The 20,610-nt window shown below is 47.9% G+C and carries 17 protein-coding genes; 14 read left to right on the forward strand and 3 right to left on the reverse strand.

Annotated features, from left to right (window positions below):
- Positions 1–5 precede the first annotated feature (5 nt).
- From I2494_RS00450 to tssE, 9 genes are all read left to right on the forward strand, one after another.
- On the forward strand, positions 6–431 hold the full coding sequence (locus tag I2494_RS00450; protein WP_218465908.1) for a hypothetical protein: 426 nt from the start codon (positions 6–8) through the stop codon (positions 429–431).
- Between the two features lie 164 nt (positions 432–595).
- Positions 596–859: a PAAR domain-containing protein gene (locus I2494_RS00455; protein WP_218465907.1), complete on the forward strand. Its 264-nt coding sequence runs from the start codon at positions 596–598 to the stop codon at positions 857–859.
- Between the two features lies 1 nt (position 860).
- Complete coding sequence (locus I2494_RS00460; RefSeq protein ID WP_218465906.1) at positions 861–2,093, forward strand: hypothetical protein; 1,233 nt, start codon at positions 861–863, stop codon at positions 2,091–2,093.
- Positions 2,090–5,686, forward strand: a complete 3,597-nt coding sequence (locus I2494_RS00465; RefSeq protein ID WP_218465905.1) for an ImcF-related family protein — start codon at positions 2,090–2,092, stop codon at positions 5,684–5,686. Before I2494_RS00460 ends, I2494_RS00465 begins: the two co-directional genes overlap by 4 nt.
- Positions 5,676–7,256, forward strand: coding sequence for a type VI secretion system protein TssA (gene tssA, locus I2494_RS00470; protein ID WP_218465904.1), 1,581 nt, complete (start codon positions 5,676–5,678; stop codon positions 7,254–7,256). The genes I2494_RS00465 and tssA overlap by 11 nt, the downstream gene beginning before the upstream one ends.
- Positions 7,257–7,270: 14 nt before the next feature.
- Positions 7,271–9,037, forward strand: a complete 1,767-nt coding sequence (tssF, locus tag I2494_RS00475; RefSeq protein WP_218465903.1) for a type VI secretion system baseplate subunit TssF — start codon at positions 7,271–7,273, stop codon at positions 9,035–9,037.
- Positions 9,001–10,041, forward strand: coding sequence for a type VI secretion system baseplate subunit TssG (tssG, locus tag I2494_RS00480; RefSeq protein WP_218465902.1), 1,041 nt, complete (start codon positions 9,001–9,003; stop codon positions 10,039–10,041). The genes tssF and tssG overlap by 37 nt, the downstream gene beginning before the upstream one ends.
- Before the next feature lie 10 nt (positions 10,042–10,051).
- The gene (gene tssJ, locus I2494_RS00485) at positions 10,052–10,591 is read left to right on the forward strand and encodes a type VI secretion system lipoprotein TssJ (RefSeq protein ID WP_218465901.1); all 540 of its coding nucleotides are present in this window, start codon (positions 10,052–10,054) and stop codon (positions 10,589–10,591) included.
- 12 nt (positions 10,592–10,603) lie between these two features.
- Positions 10,604–11,017 carry a type VI secretion system baseplate subunit TssE gene (gene tssE, locus I2494_RS00490; RefSeq protein WP_218465900.1) on the forward strand — a complete coding sequence of 138 codons (414 nt, stop codon included), beginning with the start codon at positions 10,604–10,606 and terminating at the stop codon, positions 11,015–11,017.
- Between the two features lie 69 nt (positions 11,018–11,086).
- Here the strand turns inward: tssE and ltaE are convergent, their stop codons facing one another.
- A complete protein-coding gene (gene ltaE, locus I2494_RS00495) occupies positions 11,087–12,142 on the reverse strand; it encodes a low-specificity L-threonine aldolase (RefSeq protein ID WP_218465899.1) in 1,056 nt (351 codons plus the stop codon).
- A gap of 327 nt (positions 12,143–12,469) precedes the next feature.
- Here ltaE and I2494_RS00500 point away from each other — a divergent pair, with 327 nt between their 5' ends.
- The 4 genes from I2494_RS00500 (at position 12,470) to lplA (ending at position 15,261) form a co-directional block, all read left to right on the forward strand.
- Positions 12,470–12,934, forward strand: coding sequence for a C40 family peptidase (locus tag I2494_RS00500; RefSeq protein WP_130591186.1), 465 nt, complete (start codon positions 12,470–12,472; stop codon positions 12,932–12,934).
- A 51-nt stretch (positions 12,935–12,985) separates the two neighbouring features.
- Positions 12,986–13,675 (forward strand): helix-turn-helix transcriptional regulator, encoded by a 690-nt coding sequence (locus I2494_RS00505; RefSeq protein ID WP_218465898.1) that lies wholly within the window; start codon positions 12,986–12,988, stop codon positions 13,673–13,675.
- Positions 13,676–13,777: 102 nt separating this feature from the next.
- The gene (locus I2494_RS00510) at positions 13,778–14,146 is read left to right on the forward strand and encodes a VOC family protein (protein ID WP_218465897.1); all 369 of its coding nucleotides are present in this window, start codon (positions 13,778–13,780) and stop codon (positions 14,144–14,146) included.
- 98 nt (positions 14,147–14,244) lie between these two features.
- On the forward strand, positions 14,245–15,261 hold the full coding sequence (gene lplA, locus I2494_RS00515; RefSeq protein ID WP_218465896.1) for a lipoate--protein ligase LplA: 1,017 nt from the start codon (positions 14,245–14,247) through the stop codon (positions 15,259–15,261).
- A gap of 329 nt (positions 15,262–15,590) precedes the next feature.
- Here lplA and I2494_RS00520 read toward each other — a convergent pair whose 3' ends face one another.
- Positions 15,591–16,640 (reverse strand): 3-deoxy-7-phosphoheptulonate synthase, encoded by a 1,050-nt coding sequence (locus tag I2494_RS00520; RefSeq protein WP_218465895.1) that lies wholly within the window; start codon positions 16,638–16,640, stop codon positions 15,591–15,593.
- 233 nt (positions 16,641–16,873) lie between these two features.
- Positions 16,874–17,695, reverse strand: coding sequence for a posphoenolpyruvate synthetase regulatory kinase/phosphorylase PpsR (gene ppsR / locus I2494_RS00525; protein ID WP_218465894.1), 822 nt, complete (start codon positions 17,693–17,695; stop codon positions 16,874–16,876).
- Between the two features lie 300 nt (positions 17,696–17,995).
- Between ppsR and ppsA the strand changes: the two genes are divergently transcribed.
- The gene (gene ppsA, locus I2494_RS00530) at positions 17,996–20,392 is read left to right on the forward strand and encodes a phosphoenolpyruvate synthase (protein WP_267081164.1); all 2,397 of its coding nucleotides are present in this window, start codon (positions 17,996–17,998) and stop codon (positions 20,390–20,392) included.
- Positions 20,393–20,610 lie beyond the last annotated feature (218 nt).

Below are 20,610 nucleotides of genomic sequence, written 5' to 3' on the forward strand. Positions count from 1 at the left end.
CGAATATGAACGATGGGATAAAGCAAGAAAATATTAAACAGTACCTTAGTGCCTTTACTAATAACATAGATGAGAAAAACTATGTCTATTGTCAAATTAAGCCAGTCACTATTATTTCATGGATAACAAATATCTTAAGATTTGGCCAGGCATCGATTATGTACTTCTCTGAAAATGAAATAGTTTTTCTTCATTTAAACCGAATGGGAAATTATGTGGGTAATACGACGATTATTCCCTATGAAGACATAAATCATTTTGACCGTGTCAGTTTTGCAGCAATTCATTTAATGCTCATAAAGTGTAATGTAAATAAAGATATGAGTATTACCATTCCTAAGTTATTGCTTGGAGGTAAATGGCAGTCAGAAAATTTAAAGAATCTATTAGATAACGATTTCTATAAAGATATCTGGCAAAAAAATAGCTAAGAGTCAATTCAATATATACATATACATATGCATGATATGTCTATTTATTAAATATAAGCTTCTAAACTAATCCCATGAAATTTTAGTCTTTAAATCAAAATAATATTTAATTTATTTCAAATTAAATAAGAATCTTATTTCCATTTTTCAATGGAGTGAAATATATGAAAGGTGTTATTCGACTGGGTGATGCAACGGATCACGGTGGTAAAGTAATTTCTGCATCGTCCACCATGATTATTCATGGAAAAGGTGTAGCTCGGGTAGGTGATTTAGTGAATTGTCCGCAAAGTGGACATGGAATCAATAAAATCATTGGAGGTGAAGAAACATTTAAAGATCAGGGGATTCCTGTGGCTCTTGACGGGCATAAAACAGAATGTGGTTGTACTTTAATTTCTTCAATTAGTACGGTAGGAAAATCTTAAAATGCCCGTCGATTTGACAAAAATCCCACCACCACTATCACAGCCCAAAAGGGCGGGTATATGGTATTGGGTAGCTCTATTATTTATTATTCTACTAGGTTGTGCATTATTAACTTTATTACTTAGCCAATCTTATAAATTCACTGACTTTTGGTTATGGTTCTGTTTATTGGGATTACCTTTTCTTCTCTGGCTACTGCTTTTTTTATACAGTTTTTATCTTCATGGATGCCGACAATATTACGTGACACAATGGAATGCCCGTCGCGACCTGCGTCTCCAGCAACTGATTGATTTCGGTCAACGCCCCTTGTATGTACTGGCAAATTTTATTTATACCCAACATGGAAAGTTTGGTAACGCCAAGGGCATTTTCAAACATGAAATTAGCATCGTATCACAACGACCACATGCGGGAGGAACCGCTATTCCACATAGCGCGTTACCATTGGAACATAACGTTTCTGAATCTAACTTCTCCCAACGTTTATCGACAGTATTTCAGGATATAAAAAATAGCTTTCAAGAAAAACTATCTGAACTATCGAAAATTGCTCCTTTGCATATAAGGCTGTTTATTGATGTGCCTCTTTCTGAAAAAGAAATCCTGGAGATATTCAATACCGTCTGGAAAACAGAATTTCATCATACATCCCTAAAAGTGGAATCAGCGGAGTTCGGATATACCTTCTTGGATAAATGGCTGGATAACACCACTAATGACAACGCGCTATTACTGACGATTAGCTGCCACCTGTTTAGCTTTCCACAAGCCAATAGTGCTGAAGTGGCAACAGCATTATTATTGTCAGGATGTGGTTTAATTGAGTCAGATAAATTATTAATAGATGATTTGGATCAAAATAGCATTGCTGAAATATTCAGAACTGAGCATGGTTCAAATCTGGATAAGATATTAAATAACGTCTTATTGTGGGGAGATAAAAGCCAATTGCCATTAACCACAATGTGGTATAGCAATATTTCACCGGAAGCCATTGTGGAAGCAACATCCTATTTTAATAAGAATAAAATTACTATTGATAATAATCTTAATATTGATTTTTCACTTGGCTATGCAGGTCATTGTGCCTATTGGCTTTCGCTAGCCATTGCCATTGAACAAGCGATTGACTGGCAAGAAAAGCAGCTAATCTTGTGTGGAAAGTCAGAAATAAGCGCTTCAGTAGTTTCAAAATATAATCCCAACCAAAATATGAAGGATGCATCATGAAGAAAATCACCATTGGATGGATTCTATTTCTATTGGTTGTAACATTAACGATTATATTTTTCATTTGGAAAGATAGCTTTTATTTTCTTCAGGAACAGAATGAAAAGATATTAGCAACAGCAGCAGTTGTTATTGCCGCTTTAGTATTATCACATTTTCATTACGCAATTGTTTTAATATTAAATAAGCTTGTAGCTGTTAAATTTAAGCAAGAAGATAATAGTCATATTGATTCTGATAATCATACACAAACTACCTCCGGGAATGTATTTTCAGATCTCCAATCCCACCTCCGCCACCGCTACGGCCTGTTTTCCTGGCGCCGTAAGTTACGCTGGCTGTTAGTTACCGGTGAAGCCGCCGACGTAGAACAAGTGGCGCCGGGGTTGACCACTCAGGGTTGGCAAACCAGCAACGATGCCTTATTGATTTGGGGTGGTTCATCTCAGGCACCTCTGGATGAGGCATGGTTAAAACAGCTGAAAAAACTACGCTGGCGCAGGCCGATCGATGCTCAGGTATGGGTGGTGTCTGCCAGCCACTATGAACCGAGCAAAAAGCAGAAAGCCTTTCAGGATACCGCGCTGTGGCATATGTACAGCCGTAATAAGCTGTTACGTTGGGCGGCTCCGCTATATCTGCTGGATCTTCGTACCATGGAGTGGACGCAGGATGAACGGGAAGAGCTTCAGGTGGGCACGCTGTTCCCCGCCAAACCGCAACCGGATACCCTGACAAAACTGCTGTCCGCACTGGTAAAACAAACCACTGACATTGGTATGGAGCAGGTGATGATTAACCATCGTCACGCTTTTCTGCTACAGCTGGCTCAGGATTTGGAACAGCGGGATATTCCTCGTCTGCGTGGCTGGTTACCGTCGTTTGTTGCCGCTCAGGGGGGGAATCAACTGCGTGGTTTGCTGTTTACCTCGAAAGCTATCCGACCAGATACCCTGGCAGATCATACTTTTCTTGCCTCGCCAGCATGGCAGGTGGTCACCGATGACAGCCGCAAGGCCAAAGGGCGTGGGGTTGGTATTCAGTGGGTAAACAGCGCGGTGGCAACGGTATTAGGTATTGTGCTGCTGTTTGGTCTGGGCTGTATTATCTCTTACATTGGTAACCGGGGGCTTATCTCATCAGCGGAAAATCTGGCAAAACAGAGTACTGATTTTAACGTTAGCATGACCGAGCGTTTAACGTGCCAGCAGGCGTTTAAACAGCAGATTTCCCAACTGCAATATCGCGCGGAACACGGCAGCCCGTGGTACCTGCGCTTTGGTTTAAGTACCAATAATAAACTGCTAACGGTGTTATGGCCGCATTATCACACCGCTAACCAGCAAAATATCCAGCAGCCAATCGTGGATAACCTGCACGGCAAATTGACCGAACTGGTACAAATGCCCCCCAACAGTCCGGAACGCGCGGAGTTAGCTAAAGCGGGTTACGATCGCCTGAAAGCCTATCTGATGCTGTCCTGTCCCGATCGGGTTGATGCGCCGCTGTTAGGGAATATTCTGATTGAAAATAACAAGCGCGCGCCTGCTACCGTCTCTGATGGCGTATGGCAAAGCGTCGGCCCGGAGCTGATGCAGTTCTATGCCAGCAATCTCTCCCGTCATCCTGAATGGGCGATTAAGCCCGACCGAATGCTGGTCAGCGATGCCCGTCAGGTATTGATGAACCATATCGGGATGCAAAATGCTGAAACGGCCATTTATCAGGGAATACTGCGTCGCGTAGGGCAAAACTACGGCAATATGTCGTTGAATCAGGTGCTCAACGGCATGGACAGCCGCACGCTGTTTACCACCGAGGAAGAAGTGCCGGGCATGTTTACCCGCGATGCCTGGGAAGGCATGGTGGAGAAAGAGATTGATAAAGCAGTGAAAAATCGTCGTGAAGAGATTGACTGGGTGCTGACTGACGGCGGTAAACAGCAGGCCAACGATATATCGCCAGAAGTCCTAAAACAGCGACTGAGCGAGCGTTACTTTACCGACTACAGTGCCGCCTGGCTTAACTTCCTGAACAGCATCAGTTGGACAAGGGCTGAATCCATGTCCGATGTGATTGACCAATTGACCCTGCTGGCGGATGCCCGTCAGTCACCGCTGATTGCCCTGATGAATACCGTCAAATATCAGGGGCAAACTGCGCAAAAAGGACGGGCATTGACCGAAACTCTGGTGAAATCAGCCCAGGAAGTGTTCGGCAGCAAGGCCAAAAGGCTGGATGCCATCCCGATGGATGACGATACGCCAGTTGGCCCGCTGGACGGCACCTTTGCGCCGCTATTGCGTATTGTGCAGGCCACCACCAAAGAGAGCGGTGACAATCTTAGCCTGCAAACCTATCTGACCCGTGTTACCCGGGTGCGTCTTAAGCTTCAGCAAATTACCAGCGCGCCGGATCCACAGGCGATGACTCAATCGCTGGCTAAAACTGTATTTGAAGGTAAGGCCATCGACTTAACCGATACCCGTGATTATGGCAGCCTGATTGCCGCCAGCATGGGGGAAGAGTGGGCTGGCTTTGGTAGTAATCTGTTCGTTCAGCCGTTGGAACAGGCGTGGCAGGCGGTACTGGAACCGGCCGCCATGAGCTTTAATAATGCCTGGCGCGAAAGCATTGCCGATCCGTGGTACCGCGCCTTTAACGGTCGCTATCCGTTTAAGGCCACGGCCAATGATGTTTCCCTGCCTGAACTGGGGCGTTTTTTGCGACCGGATACCGGCCTGATCGAACGCTTTGTCAGCACTCAATTGGGGGGAATGTTGCATAAGCAAGGGGACGTTTGGGTTGCCGATGCATTGAACTCTCAGGGACTAACCCTTAATCCACAGTTTATTGCTGCATTAAATCAACTCAGCCGTCTTTCCGGCATGCTGTATGCCAACGGTGATGCAGGTATGACCTTCGAGTTGATGGCACGACCTAGTCCGGGTGTTACCAAGACTGAGCTGTTGTTGGATGGTGCCACCCTGAGCTATTTCAACCAGATGGAAAGCTGGAAAACCCTGAGCTGGCCGGGCGACGCCTACACGCCAGGCGCTCAGCTAAGCTGGAGTACCGAACAAACCGGGTTGCGGCTGTTTGATAGTCCAAAAGGCAGTTGGGGCTGGGTTCGTCTGCTGGAGAAAGCCAACATCACTCAACTGGACAGCACCCGTTATCGGGTAGTGTGGAAAGCGGATGACGGTAGCGATCTTAATTATATCCTGCGGGTGCAGAGCAATAGCGGGCCAGTGGAGTTATTGGGTCTGAAAGGCTTCACCTTACCGGCTAATGTGTTCGTCACTTCCCGAACGCCAATGATGCCCGATGCCTCCGGAGATATTCAACCGGTTAAACCGGCGACCAAACCAGCCGCCAGTCCACGCAAACATACACCGGTTTCTACCGCCGATGCCTCCACGGTGATGCCCGCCAAGTATCGTAAGAAAAAGGCTGCGGCAGATAAGGTGGAAGAAGCGAAACCAACGGAAACATCCACTGAAGAAACGGCGACCGACGAAAATCCGACGCCGGATTCCGGCGAAGAACAAAAAGTCGTACCGATGATGAGAATAGAACACGATGCTAACTAATTTACTGCAAGCCCTGTTTGGAAGCCGCGATCCGCAGGAAGGGGTGAAAAAGCGGATTCAACAGCACTGGCAATCGTGGCTGATACCGATTGAAGGGGACAATCCCGCTGGTATCGACCCCAGCTATGACGATGACTTTCAATTGATAAAAGAAGAGATCGCCAAGCTGTCCGGCATCGATGCAGCGTTGATTATTGAAATCAGTGAAAAGCTATTACAAAAGCGCACTAAAGATATTCGCGTTGCGTCTTATTACGCCTGGGCTCGTCTGCGTCTCGATGGTATTAGCGGCCTGGCAGATGGTCTGGAGCTGATGGCCGGTCTGGTGGCGCGTTATGACGCCGAGCTGTATCCCAAACGTGCCGAAAGCAAAAAATCTTCCGTTGAGTGGTTAGCCAGCAGTAAGTTTATTGATTTACTGGAAGCGCAAAGCAGCTTTCAACATCAGGACTTGGAGCGGGCTATTTCTGCGTTATCACTGATGGTTAGTTATACCAAACAGTGGGAAACAGAACTGCAGCCAGATTTACGCGGTTTGATTCGACTATTTGAAACCCGTCTGGAAAGCCCGGAACCGGAGCCATTGCCATCTGCGCCGGTAACGCCATTATCTGGCACAGTTTCAACCAGCGGTCTGAAAGTGAAGAGCGAAGAGGTGCGCTCATTACGGGAGGTGCTGGATCAAACTCGCCAGATTTCTGCATTTTTACGCGAGAAGCCCGATGGCTATCTGGCGGCGTTTCGTCTGATACGCAGTATCAGATGGGACACTGTCACTACTTTACCTCCACACGATAATCAATATGCCACCCGCCTGATTGCTCCCCGCAGCGAGCTGAAACAGCATCTTAACCGTCTGTGGCTTCAGCAGAGCTGGATTGAACTGCTGGAACAAGTGGAGCGTGCATTTTCAGAAGCGGCAAACCACTTCTGGCTCGATCTGCAACGCTATGCCTGTGATGCCATGCTCAATGCCGGCGCGCCTTATAACGGCTGGCAAGAGATCTGCCTGACAGATGTGGCACTAATGCTGGATAGGTTAAAAGGGTTGGAACGACTGACCTATAGCGATGGTACGCCATTTGCCGATGATGACACCCTGAGCTGGATAGCGTCGTCAGCTTCCATCCGTCATCTGGATGAAGGAGAAGCGCTGGCGCCAATTCCGGTGGATGTTGGCGGCAACTGGGGGGAAATCGAACAGCAGGCGATGGAAATTGCCGGTCGAGATGGGCTGGAGTCGGCTTTTAACTGGATGAACAGCCTGCCGGATATGGTAACCGACCGTCAGCGCTATCTGCACCGTATGCTGCTGGCACGTCTGGCAGAGCAGCACGGGCAGCGGGATATGGCTTTTCGCCTGTTGAACGGGCTAAACCGGGAGTGTGATAACTACCGCTTAACCGGCTGGGAGCCGGATCTGGTGTTTGAACTCAAGTCCCGCCTGTTAAAACTGGTTCAACAAAAAAGCGTACTGAAAGATGCCGACAAAACAGCGCTGAACAAAGAAGCCGATCAACTACTCAGTGAGCTAACGATACTGCATCCTGCTCGCGCATTGACATTTTAAGGGCACCCATTCCAATGGATGATTTGATTAAACGCTATTACGAAGCGGAAATGCGTTATCTGCGTGAAGCAGGTAAAGAGTTTGCACAGGTGCACCCGGACAGGGCTGGCCTGTTGAACCTTGACCGAGTGGGTGACAGAGACCCTTACGTAGAACGGCTGTTTGAAGGCTTTGCCTTTTTGATGGGGAGATTACGCCAGAAGCTGGATGATGATCTGCCAGAACTTACCGAAGGGGTCGTTAGCCTGCTGTGGCCGCATTATTTGCGGATTATTCCTTCGCTATCGATAGTTGAGTTATTGCCGGACTACAACGTACTGGCACGAAAAGAGATCGTCGAGCCGGGTTTTGGGGTGCAAACCGCGCCGGTGGGGCCATCAAGAACCCGCTGTAAATACCAGACTACCCAGCGGGTTGAAATTCAGCCCATCAAGATTACCCGTGCGGGAATTCGCAGCCATCAGGATGGACGATCGGTTATCCATCTGCGTTTTGATTTTGGTGAAATGGCAGACAGAAAACAGATGGATCTGTCTACTCTGCGGCTGTATATCAATGCCGATACGCCAGTGGCTTCAGCCCTGTACCGCGCCATGGTGTATCAGGTGGGCGCTATGAAAATTCGCTATCCCGGCTATCAGGATGGTGTATTGCAGCCGTTTAACGGTCGCATAATTCCGGCGGGTTTTTCTCCCGATGAGCGGTTATGGTTAAAGCCGGATAACGCCTTCGGTGGTTATCAACTGCTGCTGGAGTATTTCACTTTCCGCGAAAAGTTTATGTTTGTTGATTTACAGGGGCTCGATTTGGCGCAGATGCCGGCAAATTGTAATGCCTTTGAACTGGAGCTGGTTCTGAACGAAATCTGGGCTGACGATCTGCCTTTTAATGCAGAAAATATTCGTCTGCACTGTTCACCGGTGATTAATCTGTTTCCGATGGAAGCCGATCCAGTCAGAGTTAATCAACTGGATAGCGAATATCTGTTGCGCCCGCTGCTTCAGCAGGATGGACATATTGAGATCTACGCAGTAGATGCGGTTCAGTCTATCAGCCGCCACGGTCGTGCCAGTTATGTTCCCTTTACCAGCTTCCGCCATCGCGGCGGGATGTTGCGCCATGATGCTCCGGAACGTTATTACCATACGCGAGTGCGGCGCGGAGCTTCCGGACTGCATGATACCTGGCTGATTCTTGGCGGGCAGGTGTGGGAACGAGCCGAAGAAGTTTATGATGAAACGCTCTCCCTGCGCATTACCGGCACTAACGGTATGTTACCCCGTAAGGCACTGCGTAACGCATCTATCAATCAAATTACCCATAGCCAGAATGGTGTGATGGCGGTACGCAATCTGTGTGCGCCTACATTGCCGTGTTACCCGCCGGTCAATGACCGTTTTCACTGGCGGGTGTTATCCCATTTAGCACCTAACTATCTGTCATTAATGAATGCCGAGGTGTTGCGCGGCACGCTGGCACTGTACGACTGGACGGACAATGAACTCAATCGTCGCCGTCTGGAAGGGATTGTGGATGTAAAACACAAACCGGTACAGCGCATGACGAAGGGGATGCTGGAACGCGGAGTAGAGATTGAAATCACGCTGAATACCCATCAGTTCTCCGGCGAAGGGGATGTGGCACTGTTCGGTGAGCTGCTGCATCAGTTCTTTGCACTGTATGCCGACCTGAATCTCTTTACCCGTCTGACGTTAGTGCTTTTACCTACAGGGAAACGTTTAAAATGGACCGACAGCAAGACAGCACGTTCTCCCCTTTGATGGAAGGACTATTCCGGCAAGTGCCGCGAATGAATTTTTATAAGTTCTGTCAGTATATTGAACAGCAGCATCCGGATTTACCGCCGTTGGGCAAAACGGAAACGCCTGCCACCGATCCGATTCGCTTTCGACCCGTGCCGGAGATGGGCTTTCCCGCCAGTGAAATGAAGCGGGTGGAGTGGGATCGGGAGTATCCCGAGCGTCCACCGACGGTGCGTACTACTTTTCTGGGACTGTATGGTGTTGATGCGGTGCTGCCCTACGCCTGGCTGGATGACATTGTTCAACGGCAGGAAGGGCATGAATCGCTGGAAGGATTTCTCGATATTTTCAACCATCGAGTGATGACCCAATATTACCGCATCTGGCTGAAATACTACTATCCGGCGGGATTTCGTTCCGGCGGTACCGATTTGGTCTCTCAGTGTTTGCTGGGGCTGGCGGGGTTTGGTATTGAAGGTTCCAGCGAGCAGATAGCCGCTCCGCCGTCGCGCTTTCTGGCGTTGATGGGGCTGATTACCCAACGTACCCGTACCGGTGATGGTTTACGTTGTGTAGTGAATCTGCTGTTGCCCGGCGCAGAGGTTGAGGTGCGGGAGTTTTATCCTCAATGGATCAACCTTGAGTCTCCCGCCAGATTACAACGGGATGAACCCATTAGCCTGCAACGTTCGGCGGTTTTAGGCCGACGTTTCAAAGAGAGCAACAGTGCGGTGCACGTCACCATCACCCCCGTCGATATTCATCAGGTAGAAGGGCTGTTGCCCGGCGAATCCATTCATACCGATTTAATGGCGCTGCTGCGCGCCTATCTGGGCTATCGCTTTGATGCCTGTATGAACATGAAAGTGAAACGTTCACTGTTACCGAAAGCACAATTGGGAGAGTCACGGGTGCGTTTAGGGCTCACGGCGGTGCTGGGCATAAAACAACGGGATAAACAACATCAGGCAATAACGGTCAATTTGGGGCGCTATGTGGGTTTAGCCGCCGGACAGCAATAGAGGAATGACGATGAAACAGCACAAGAATAATAAGTCAGTAACAGGACTCGCTGTCGGCACGATGTTACTGGGTAGCCTGTTGACGGGATGTGGGCTGATGCAAACCGCAACGGATGGAACGGTCAGCGTTGCCAAAGCGATTTTTATCAAAGACATTAAAGTGCTGCATCTGGATTTTGCTGCCAGAGCGCAGCTTAACCCCGGCGACGGCGGCGTTCCTGCTTCGCTGGTGATCCGTACCTATCAGTTGGGTAAAAAAGAAAACTTCGAGCAAGCCAGCTATCAGGATCTGCTGGAGAATGATGAAAAGGTGCTGGGGGCTGACTTTATCTCCCGGGATGAGGTGGTATTGAATCCGTCTTCTGCCATTACGCTGGATTCCCCAATGCATAAAGAAGCCTCTTTTGTTGGTGTGGTCGCCTTGTTTCGTACCCCAAATCTGGATGACAACAGCTGGCGAGTGCTGATTGAACGTAATGATTTGGATGCGGATAAACCACGCCTGCTGGTGGCTAACTACGCGGAAATTGGTTTAGTTCCGGTCAAATAACAAGGAGTCTTTATGGGACCGTCACTGTATGAATCCCTGATGGGAAATTTTAAATCGGGTATTGCGGTAGATGAGGTGAATGAACAGACTCAAACCATACTCAGCGTGATGGACAATATTCAACGCATCCTTAATAGCCGGGCCGGTGCAATTAAGTACCTGCCGGATTACGGTTTACCGGATCTCAGCCTGATTTATCAGGAATTACCCTCATCCGCCCACAGCCTGATGCGCGCCATTCAGCATACCTTACTGATGTATGAACCCCGCCTGTACGCCGTAGAGCTAACGCTGGAGCCGGGAGGAAAAGATATGATCCTTAGTTACACCTTAACCTGCCATTTAAAAGAGATAGGGCTGGTGCGCTTCGGTACTTATTTTATGCCGGAAGGCAGGGCGATATTGAGACGATTGACGGTGCGGTGAGAGTCTGTCTGTTTAACATGACCAAAACCGCCTCCCCGAAGGCGGTTTCAACTCAAACCTCAACACCCATCACCCATAAATTCCCCGTGCGCCACTATCTCCGCTGCCCGGAGTAGCGATTCTTCCCTTAAATTCCCGCCATAAATCTACCACCCGCTTCAGATCTTCCCGTGAGACATCCAGATGGGTGACCAGACGGGTGATTGGGCCGGCATTGATTAAGATACCGCGCTGTTTCATCCACGGGCCAAGCTGACTGACTTCGTTAGCCGGCAGGCGCAGGAATAGCATATTGGTTTGCGCACCGGGAGAAACTACTTCCACGCCTAACGCGGCCAGCTGTTCTGCCAACCATTGTGCGTTGTCGTGGTCTTCGCGCAGTCTCTCTACGTTATGGTGCAGGGCATACAGAGCCGCCTGAGCCAGTATTCCAGCCTGACGCATACCGCCACCGACCATTTTTCTCCAACGTCGGGCCTGTTTAATATATTCGGTGCTGCCACACAGCAGTGAACCTACCGGTGCGCCAAGGCCTTTTGACAGGCAAATAGTCAGCGTATCGCAATATTGGGTTAGGGTGGTTAAAGGAACTCGCATGGCCACTGAGGCGTTAAAAATACGAGCACCATCCACGTGCAGAGCTAATTTCTTTTTGCGGGTAAATGCCCATGCCTGATGGAGATAGTCCAGCGGCAGCACTTTACCATTATGGGTATTTTCAAGGCACAGTAGCCTGGTACGGGCAAAATGAATGTCATCAGGTTTAATGACGCTGGCGACGACGTCTAACGGTAAGGTGCCATCTTCTGCGGCATCAATAGGTTGAGGCTGGATGCTGCCTAATACGGCAGCACCACCGGCTTCAAACATATAGTTATGGGCTTTTTGTCCAACGATATATTCCTCACCACGTTGGCAATGAGTTAGCAGGGCGACCAGATTAGCCTGAGTACCGGTTGGCAAAAATAATGCTGCCTCTTTCCCGGATAGTGCTGCGGCTTCGTGTTCCAGCTGATTGACACTGGGGTCATCACCATACACATCATCACCAACAGCAGCATCTGCCATCGCTTGTCGCATGGCTTTTCCGGGCTTGGTTACGGTATCACTTCGCAGATCTATCATATTGGGCACCTTACTGAATAATGAGGAACAACAAAATTATATGCTTCCTTTGTATCATGCTCATTGAGTAACAAAAAAGATAAAAATGAAGTGAGATTGTTTCTGCTGATAATCACTTAGCCAAAAAGTGAGTTTAAACTGATATTGATTAGCTTAATGCCGGGGTAGTGATGGCACTATTTCACCACTCAAAAACAGCAGCAAAAACGATTAATTGGCAAAAGATGCCAGTTAAATGGACTAAACTGCACTGAAACCTTGTCTTTTCTCGTTTTTTAAGCTAATTATGAAAAAGTTATGTGCATAAAGCGTGGAGAAGAGAGACCGATGCATTTACGATATCTATTGCTTCTGGTTTTACTGGTACTGGCAGGTTGTTCCAGTAATACACCGCCGCCGAGCGGAAAACTTTCCGATCCTATTTTCGTATTAGCGCAGCTTAAAGAGCAACATCGTGAATGGCGGGGTGCGCCTTATCGTTATGGCGGCTTGTCCCGCAGCGGCGTGGATTGCTCCGGTTTTGTATACAAAACCTTCCACGATCGGTTTAATATCAATCTTCCCCGCACCACAAAACTACAGGCTGAGGTCGGTTCTAAAGTCTCTCGCGATGAGCTGATGCCTGGCGATTTGGTATTCTTTAAAACCGGCAGGGGTGAAAACGGGCTGCATGTTGGTATCTATGATGCCGATGGCGCATTTTTACATGCATCCACCAGTAAAGGGGTGATGACGTCTTCACTGGACAGCCCATACTGGAAGAATGCCTACTGGCAATCTCGCCGTCTGTGATGCATCAGCGTCCATTTATTACTATGTTGCAGTAAGAGAGAAGAGGTTATTTTGTCTCGTTCAGAACGCCTGCTTCAACTGCTGCAACTTCTTCGTAATCATCGTTATCCCGTCAGCGGTGCCGATCTGGCCTCTCAACTTAATATCAGCTTACGTACTCTGTATCGTGATATTCGCAGCCTGCAGGCTCAGGGTGCGCAAATCGAAGGAGAGACGGGGCTTGGCTATGTATTGCGTGAAGGTTTTGTTTTACCGCCGCTAATGTTCACTGCTGAAGAGATTGAAGCGCTGGTACTGGGTGCACGTTGGGTGTCAGAACGAACGGATAGTGAACTGGCGGGTTCCGCCAGACAGGCATTAGCCAAAATATCCGCCATCGTTACCCCGGCGTTACGTTATCGGCTGGATGAGTCTCCCTTATTGGTCGGGCCGACAGATTCATCGTTACTTTGTCAGCCGTTAGTATTGGATATTCGTCAGGCGATTGAAGCAGAACATAAACTGGTCATTCACTACGGTGACCAGAATGGGCGACAAACCGAGCGTACCATTTGGCCTTTTGCCATTGGTTTTTTCGATCAAATCCGCCTGTTGGTAGCCTGGTGTGAATTAAGAAAAGAGATACGTAATTTTCGACTGGATCGCATTACAAACCTGCAAACCACTGGCAATAAATACCCCCGACGTCGTCAAACGTTATTAAACGAGTGGTATCGTCAAAACAATATTTCCCGCCAATAAACACTACTGACATAAACTGTCACTGTTTCTCCTTAGGATGTATGCATCACCGCTGAACTAAAGCAGGGCAGCATTGATTTCATTTATCTTAAGGAGAGTAAAATGTTAGATGCCAATATGTTTGTCTTTTATGTGGATAATCCAACAGCCAGCAAAGATTTCTATCAGAACCTGTTGAGTCAACCGGCTGTGGAAGCTTCACCTACGTTTGCCATGTTCCGTTTTTCTTCAGGGGTGCTGCTGGGGTTATGGTCTAAACATACGGTAGAGCCTAAAGCCGGTGAAATTACTGCCAGTGGAGAATTAGGTTTCGCCGTTGCCTCTAACCAGGTGGTTGACGACTATTATCAACAGTGGAAACAAAAGGGGGTATCTATCCTGCAAACGCCTCAAATGATGGACTTTGGTTATACCTTCACCGCGGAAGATCCAGATGGCCACCGGCTACGAGTTTTTGCCATAAGCGAATAGCTAGCCTGATGATTAAGCGGGAAAATTCCCGCTTAATCGCACGAAATAACGTTATCCATGTTAAGATTAATTATCTTATTACCGGATGGATAATGTTTATGTCTTCTTTGCGTCTGCTTATCTCTGATTCCTATGATCCCTGGTTTAATCTGGCAGTAGAAGAGTGTATTTTTCGCCAAATGCCTGCCACACAGCGAGTGCTGTTTTTATGGCGTAATGCGGATACGGTGGTTATCGGACGAGCGCAAAATCCGTGGAAAGAGTGCAACACTCGCCGTATGGAGGAAGATAACGTTAAGCTGGCTCGTCGTAGCAGCGGCGGCGGCGCGGTATTTCATGATTTAGGTAATACCTGCTTTACTTTTATGGCGGGAAAACCTGAATATGACAAAACCATTTCTACCGCTATTGTGGTCAACGCCTTAAATTCTCTGGGTATTGAAGCTACTGCCTCCGGACGTAACGATCTGGTAGTGAATACCGCAGAAGGTGAACGCAAAGTCTCCGGATCGGCCTATCGGGAAACCATGGATCGGGGATTCCACCATGGCACCTTACTGCTGGATGCGGATTTAACCCGACTGGCAAACTACCTTAATCCGGATATTAAGAAGCTACAGGCTAAAGGTATCACCTCCGTCAGAGGGCGGGTAACTAACCTGAAACAGCTTTTGCCAACCATTACCCATCAGCAAATCTGTGACGCTGTCACTAAATCATTCTTTGAACATTATGGTGAGCAGGTGGTTGCTGAGCATATCTCTCCGGATGCATTACCGGATTTACCCAACTTTGTGGATACCTTTGCTCGTCAGAGCAGTTGGGAGTGGAACTTTGGTCAGGCTCCGGCATTCACCCACTTACTGGATCAACGCTTTGTCTGGGGTGGTGTGGAACTGCATTTTGATGTAGAAAAAGGCCACATCACCCGAACCCAAATATTTACCGATAGCCTGACTCCGGCACCACTGGAAACACTGGCAGAAAACCTACAGGGTTCCATCTACCACAGCGACGCATTAAAACAACAATGCGTCGATCTGATAAAACAGTTCCCCGAACAGGAAAAAGAACTCACCGAACTGGGCAACTGGATCGCGGAGATTGTCAGATAACAACAATAGTGATTGATGGTTTTCCGGAAATTGTTAAAAACTAAGGATGTGCGGTTAGCAAAGTTAATCGGAGGGAGAGACTGCCGTTGGGATCGTAGCAGCTTTAGCTACCGGACAAACAGGCAAAGCCTGTTTGAACAGCGCTTGCGCTGGCCCGAAGGACGAAACACTGCAAGGTGTTTCATAACTGCCCTGGACTGACCAGCCCCACGCACTCCAAGCTTAAGTACAGATGGTCTTCCGGCCGGGCACATAGGGAATATAAGTACTACATAACTACGGCCGGAATATTCACAAAAGCTGATTCAAAAATCGTTAAACAAAAAGACTTAACTAAACCGCGATTCCACCGCCGCAGCCAAACTCTCCAGCATCTTCTCCGTATCTCCCCAACTCAAACAAGGATCGGTAATCGACTGCCCATAAGTAAGAGGTTGTCCGGCCTGAAGCTTCTGAGTCCCTTCGATTAAAAAGCTTTCTGCCATCACACCGGCAACCGCCATAGAACCGGCTTTTATCTGCTCACAAATATTCTCGCACACGTCTAACTGACGGCGATGCAACTTCTCACAGTTACCGTGACTAAAGTCCACCACCAAATGCTCCGGCAGGTCGAACTGACGCAAATTGTCACAGGCGCCTGCGATATCCGCGGCATGGTAGTTTGGCGTCTTACCGCCGCGCAGAATAATATGGGCGTAAGGGTTACCGCTGGTGCGATAAATACTCATCTGGCCTGATTTATCCGGTGACAGGAACATATGACTGGAACGTGCGGCACGAATCGCATCAATAGCAATTTTAGTACTGCCATCAGTACCGTTTTTAAAGCCAACCGGGCAAGAGAGTGCCGATGCCATCTCTCGATGGATTTGGCTTTCGGTAGTACGGGCACCAATAGCACCCCAGCTAATCAGGTCGGCAATATACTGTCCGATCACCATATCTAAAAATTCAGTGGCGGTAGGCATACCCAATCGATTGATTTTTAGTAAAAGTTCACGAGCCTGTTGTAATCCCTGATTAACCTGATAAGAACAATCCAGATTGGGATCGGAAATCATACCTTTCCAACCCACCACGGTACGCGGCTTTTCAAAGTAAGTGCGCATCACGATTTCCAGACGATCCTGATAACGGTCGCGTAAAACGTTTAACCGTTCGGCATAATCCATTGCGGCATCAACATCGTGAATGGAACAGGGGCCAACAATAACCAGCAATCGACGGTCTTCACCGTGAATAATTTTTTCAATACGCTGACGCGACCGGGTAATATTAGTGCTGATATCTTCAGTAATTGGAAACAGCTGTGCCAGTCGCTCAGGGGTCACCAGGCTGTCAATCAACGAGGTGCGGAGCTCATCAGTTTTATTCATGAATTGTCTTTCTCTAAATCTTATCTTCTCGTCGGTGAGATACCGGGAAGTGATGCATATCACAATAACGGAAACAGCAAGGGTTGCAAATAGTTGATTAAATTAATTCGTTGCCATTTGTTAAATATTGATGGTGAAGCGAGAAAGTCAGCTTAATGGCAAAGTTTGGCGGTGAGGTGATGGCGCTACGGAGACAAAATTGGGGAAGATTTAAGCCTTCCCCGATAAAACATTTAATACATTCTGCGGCTCATACCTAAAATATCCAACAGTTTGGTCGAGATCTCTTCTACAGAATAGTTGGTGCTGTTAAGAAAGCGGATGTTGTTTTTGCGGTATAACGCTTCAACTTCTGCAATCTCCATACGGCACTGGCGTAATGATGCGTAACGACTGTTTTCTCTGCGCTCCTGACGAATAGCGGATAGCCGTTCCGGGTCGATAGAAAGGCCAAACAGCTTATGTTGGAACGGTTTAAGTGCGGCGGGAAGCTGAATATTATCCATATCATCGGCAGTAAACGGATAGTTAGCGGCGCGAATACCAAACTGCATGGCTAAATAGAGGCTGGTAGGGGTTTTACCGCAGCGGGAAACACCTAACAAAATCACCTGAGCCTCTTCCAGATTTCGTAGTGAAATACCATCATCATGCGCCAAAGTATAATCAATAGCGGCGATACGGGCGTCATATTTCACCAGATTGTTGGCAGTTAATCCGTGGGTACGGTGTGCGGAGGGCAGTGGCGCAATGCCTAACTCCTGCTGTAAAGGGGCAACCAGTGTATGAACAATATTCTGACAATAGCCCTGACTCGCCTCAATAACTGCCCGAATTTCAGGTGAAACTATCGAGTAAAACACCAGTGGCTTCTGCTGGGTTTTCTGGTACAGATCATCAATTTGCTGGCGAACCTCATGGGCTTTGGCTTCATTCTCCACAAAAGGGATAGTGTATTGATTCAGACTAATGGGAAATTGAGATAACACCGCATGCCCTAATACCTCGGCGGTAATTGCCGTGCCGTCAGAAATATAGAAAACCGTACGCTCCATGGCGTTCTCCTGTTGCTGATTTTAATTATGAGATAACTCTTTCTTAAAATCACACTATCGATATGAACAAAATTGTTCCAAAACCGTTGTTGAATATGCGCATAAAAAGCGCGATTACGAACAAGGTACAGTATTTATAAGTCTAAGAAAACTCAGTTTAAATGCGGAAACGATTAACCATTTCATAAGTTGTTCATTGCTGTGTAAGCTTTCTTATGTATCTGGATTTTTGACCTGTCCGGTATAAAACCTGTTTTGCTATTTAATCCGTTTTATTGACTCAATAATGGAACATCTCTGATGCCTGATATCAATAGTAATCAACATAACGTTGTTTGGTACAACCAACTGGGAATGCATGATGTTGATCGTGTTGGGGGTAAAAATGCCTCCTTAGGGGAAATGATCACTAATCTGAGCGAACTGGGCGTATCGGTTCCTAATGGTTTTGCTACTACTGCTCAGGCGTTTAATGATTTTCTTGAGCAAAGTGGCGTAAATCAGCGCATTTATCAACTGCTCGACCAAATTGATGTGGATGACGTAAAAGCCCTGGCGGATGCCGGAGCACAAATTCGTGGCTGGATCATCGATACGCCATTCCAGCCAGAGCTGGAACAAGCGATTCACCAGGCTTATCAAACGCTGTCAGAAGGTAATGTTGGTGCTTCATTTGCGGTTCGTTCTTCCGCCACCGCCGAAGACATGCCTGACGCGTCGTTTGCCGGCCAGCAAGAAACTTTCCTTAACGTGCAGGGTATTGATGCGGTAATGGTAGCGATTAAGCATGTATTTGCTTCGCTGTTTAACGACCGTGCGATTTCTTACCGTGTACATCAGGGCTATGACCACCGAGGTGTGGCGCTCTCAGCCGGGGTTCAGCGCATGGTGCGTTCTGACTTAGCCTCTGCCGGAGTCATGTTTACCATTGATACTGAATCGGGCTTTGATCAGGTGGTCTTTATCACCTCGGCTTATGGTTTAGGTGAAATGGTGGTTCAGGGTGCGGTTAACCCGGATGAATTCTATGTGCATAAACCAACTCTGCTGAATGACAGACCGGCTATCGTCCGCCGTACTATTGGCTCGAAAAAGATTCGTATGGTTTATTCCGATAGTCAGGAACATGGCAAGCAGGTTTGTATTGAAGATGTACCTGAAGCGGATCGCGTACAGTACAGTCTGCGGGACGAGGAGATTCAGGAATTGGCTCATCAGGCCCTGCTGATTGAAAAGCATTATGGCCGCCCAATGGATATTGAATGGGCAAAAGATGGTCATACCGGAAAACTGTACATCGTACAGGCTCGTCCGGAAACGGTTCGCTCTAATGAGAATGAACAAGTGATGGAACGTTACCAGCTGCATAAGCGTGGTGAAATTCTGGCGGAAGGGCGCGCCATTGGTAACCGTATAGGTGCGGGGCCGGTAAAAGTGATTACCGATTTAAGCCAGATGGATCGTATTCTGCCGGGTGACGTACTGGTAACCGATATGACCGATCCGGATTGGGAACCGATCATGAAGCGCGCGGCGGCTATCGTGACTAACCGTGGCGGAAGAACCTGTCATGCGGCAATTATCGCCCGCGAACTGGGTATTCCTGCGGTGGTAGGTTGTGGTAACGCCACCGAATTGTTACATGAAGGGCAGAAAGTTACCGTATCCTGCGCCGAAGGCGATACCGGATTTATCTATCAGGATATTCTGGACTTTAAGGTTCAAAGTTCTCAGTTGAACCAACTGCCAGAGATTCCGGTAAAAATCATGATGAACATCGGTAACCCGGATCGTGCCTTTGACTTCGCGCGTTTGCCGAATGAAGGGGTTGGCCTGGCGCGTCTGGAATTCATCATCAACCGCATGATTGGTGTGCACCCAAGAGCCTTACTGGAGTTTGACCAGCAGGAAGAGTCGGTTCAGCAAGAGATCCGCGAACTGATGGTTGGTTATGACGATCCGGTTGAATTCTATATTGGCCGCCTGTCAGAAGGTATTGCAACGCTAGCCGCTGCATTCTGGCCGAAGAGGGTGATCGTTCGCCTGTCCGACTTTAAATCTAACGAATACGCCAACCTGGTTGGTGGAAGCCGTTACGAACCTCATGAAGAGAACCCAATGCTGGGATTCCGTGGTGCAGGTCGTTATGTCTCCGAAGACTTTAAAGCCTGTTTTGCGTTGGAGTGTGAAGCGGTTAAACGGGTTCGTAACCAAATGGGTCTGACTAACGTTGAAATTATGATCCCATTTGTACGCACCGTCGATCAGGCTAAGGCGGTTATTGATCGTCTGGCACATGAAGGACTGAAACGCGGTCAGGACGGGCTGAAAGTGATAATGATGTGTGAAATACCGTCTAACGCATTATTAGCCGAAGAGTTCCTGGAACATTTTGACGGCTTCTCTATCGGTTCTAACGATATGACACAGCTAGCTCTGGGTCTGGATCGTGACTCTGGTGTGGTTTCCGAGCTGTTTGACGAACGTAACGATGCAGTAAAAGCCTTACTCTCTATGGCGATAAAAGCCGCCAAGAAAAAGGGCAAATACGTCGGGATTTGTGGTCAGGGCCCATCAGACCACGAAGATTTCGCCGCATGGTTAATGGAACAAGGCATCGACAGCCTTTCCCTAAACCCGGACACCGTGATTAAAACCTGGATGGCACTGGCAGAAGAAAGCGCAGAAACGGTTTGATCGTGTAATAACGTAGTTAGTTGTTTAGCTTGTGAACTTTGTTAACGAAGACAATCGTCGGGCTAAGCCCGACGTAGTCCAAAGCTGAATACAGTTGGTCTTCCGGCCGAGCACAAAGGCGATATACATAATATTGCTTTTACGGCTGGAATAACCAGAGGAGTCAAATGGTTTGATATTCACCAAAGCCGAATACTGATGGTCTTCCGGCCGAGCAC

This window comes from Limnobaculum allomyrinae, assembly GCF_016649425.1.
Lineage (GTDB): Bacteria > Pseudomonadota > Gammaproteobacteria > Enterobacterales > Enterobacteriaceae > Limnobaculum > Limnobaculum allomyrinae.

Excerpts from the sequence above, each read along its gene's own strand:
- I2494_RS00450 (WP_218465908.1), top strand. The coding sequence starts at position 6 with ATGAACGATGGGATAAAGCAAGAAAATATTAAACAGTACCTTAGTGCC.
- tssJ (WP_218465901.1), top strand. The coding sequence starts at position 10,052 with ATGAAACAGCACAAGAATAATAAGTCAGTAACAGGACTCGCTGTCGGC.
- ltaE (WP_218465899.1), bottom strand. The coding sequence starts at position 12,142 with ATGATAGATCTGCGAAGTGATACCGTAACCAAGCCCGGAAAAGCCATG.
- tssG (WP_218465902.1), top strand. The coding sequence starts at position 9,001 with ATGGACCGACAGCAAGACAGCACGTTCTCCCCTTTGATGGAAGGACTA.
- I2494_RS00465 (WP_218465905.1), top strand. The coding sequence starts at position 2,090 with ATGAAGAAAATCACCATTGGATGGATTCTATTTCTATTGGTTGTAACA.
- tssF (WP_218465903.1), top strand. The coding sequence starts at position 7,271 with ATGGATGATTTGATTAAACGCTATTACGAAGCGGAAATGCGTTATCTG.
- tssE (WP_218465900.1), top strand. The coding sequence starts at position 10,604 with ATGGGACCGTCACTGTATGAATCCCTGATGGGAAATTTTAAATCGGGT.
- I2494_RS00510 (WP_218465897.1), top strand. The coding sequence starts at position 13,778 with ATGTTAGATGCCAATATGTTTGTCTTTTATGTGGATAATCCAACAGCC.
- tssA (WP_218465904.1), top strand. The coding sequence starts at position 5,676 with ATGCTAACTAATTTACTGCAAGCCCTGTTTGGAAGCCGCGATCCGCAG.
- I2494_RS00520 (WP_218465895.1), bottom strand. The coding sequence starts at position 16,640 with ATGAATAAAACTGATGAGCTCCGCACCTCGTTGATTGACAGCCTGGTG.
- lplA (WP_218465896.1), top strand. The coding sequence starts at position 14,245 with ATGTCTTCTTTGCGTCTGCTTATCTCTGATTCCTATGATCCCTGGTTT.
- I2494_RS00455 (WP_218465907.1), top strand. The coding sequence starts at position 596 with ATGAAAGGTGTTATTCGACTGGGTGATGCAACGGATCACGGTGGTAAA.
- ppsR (WP_218465894.1), bottom strand. The coding sequence starts at position 17,695 with ATGGAGCGTACGGTTTTCTATATTTCTGACGGCACGGCAATTACCGCC.
- I2494_RS00500 (WP_130591186.1), top strand. The coding sequence starts at position 12,470 with ATGCATTTACGATATCTATTGCTTCTGGTTTTACTGGTACTGGCAGGT.
- I2494_RS00460 (WP_218465906.1), top strand. The coding sequence starts at position 861 with ATGCCCGTCGATTTGACAAAAATCCCACCACCACTATCACAGCCCAAA.
- ppsA (WP_267081164.1), top strand. The coding sequence starts at position 17,996 with ATGCCTGATATCAATAGTAATCAACATAACGTTGTTTGGTACAACCAA.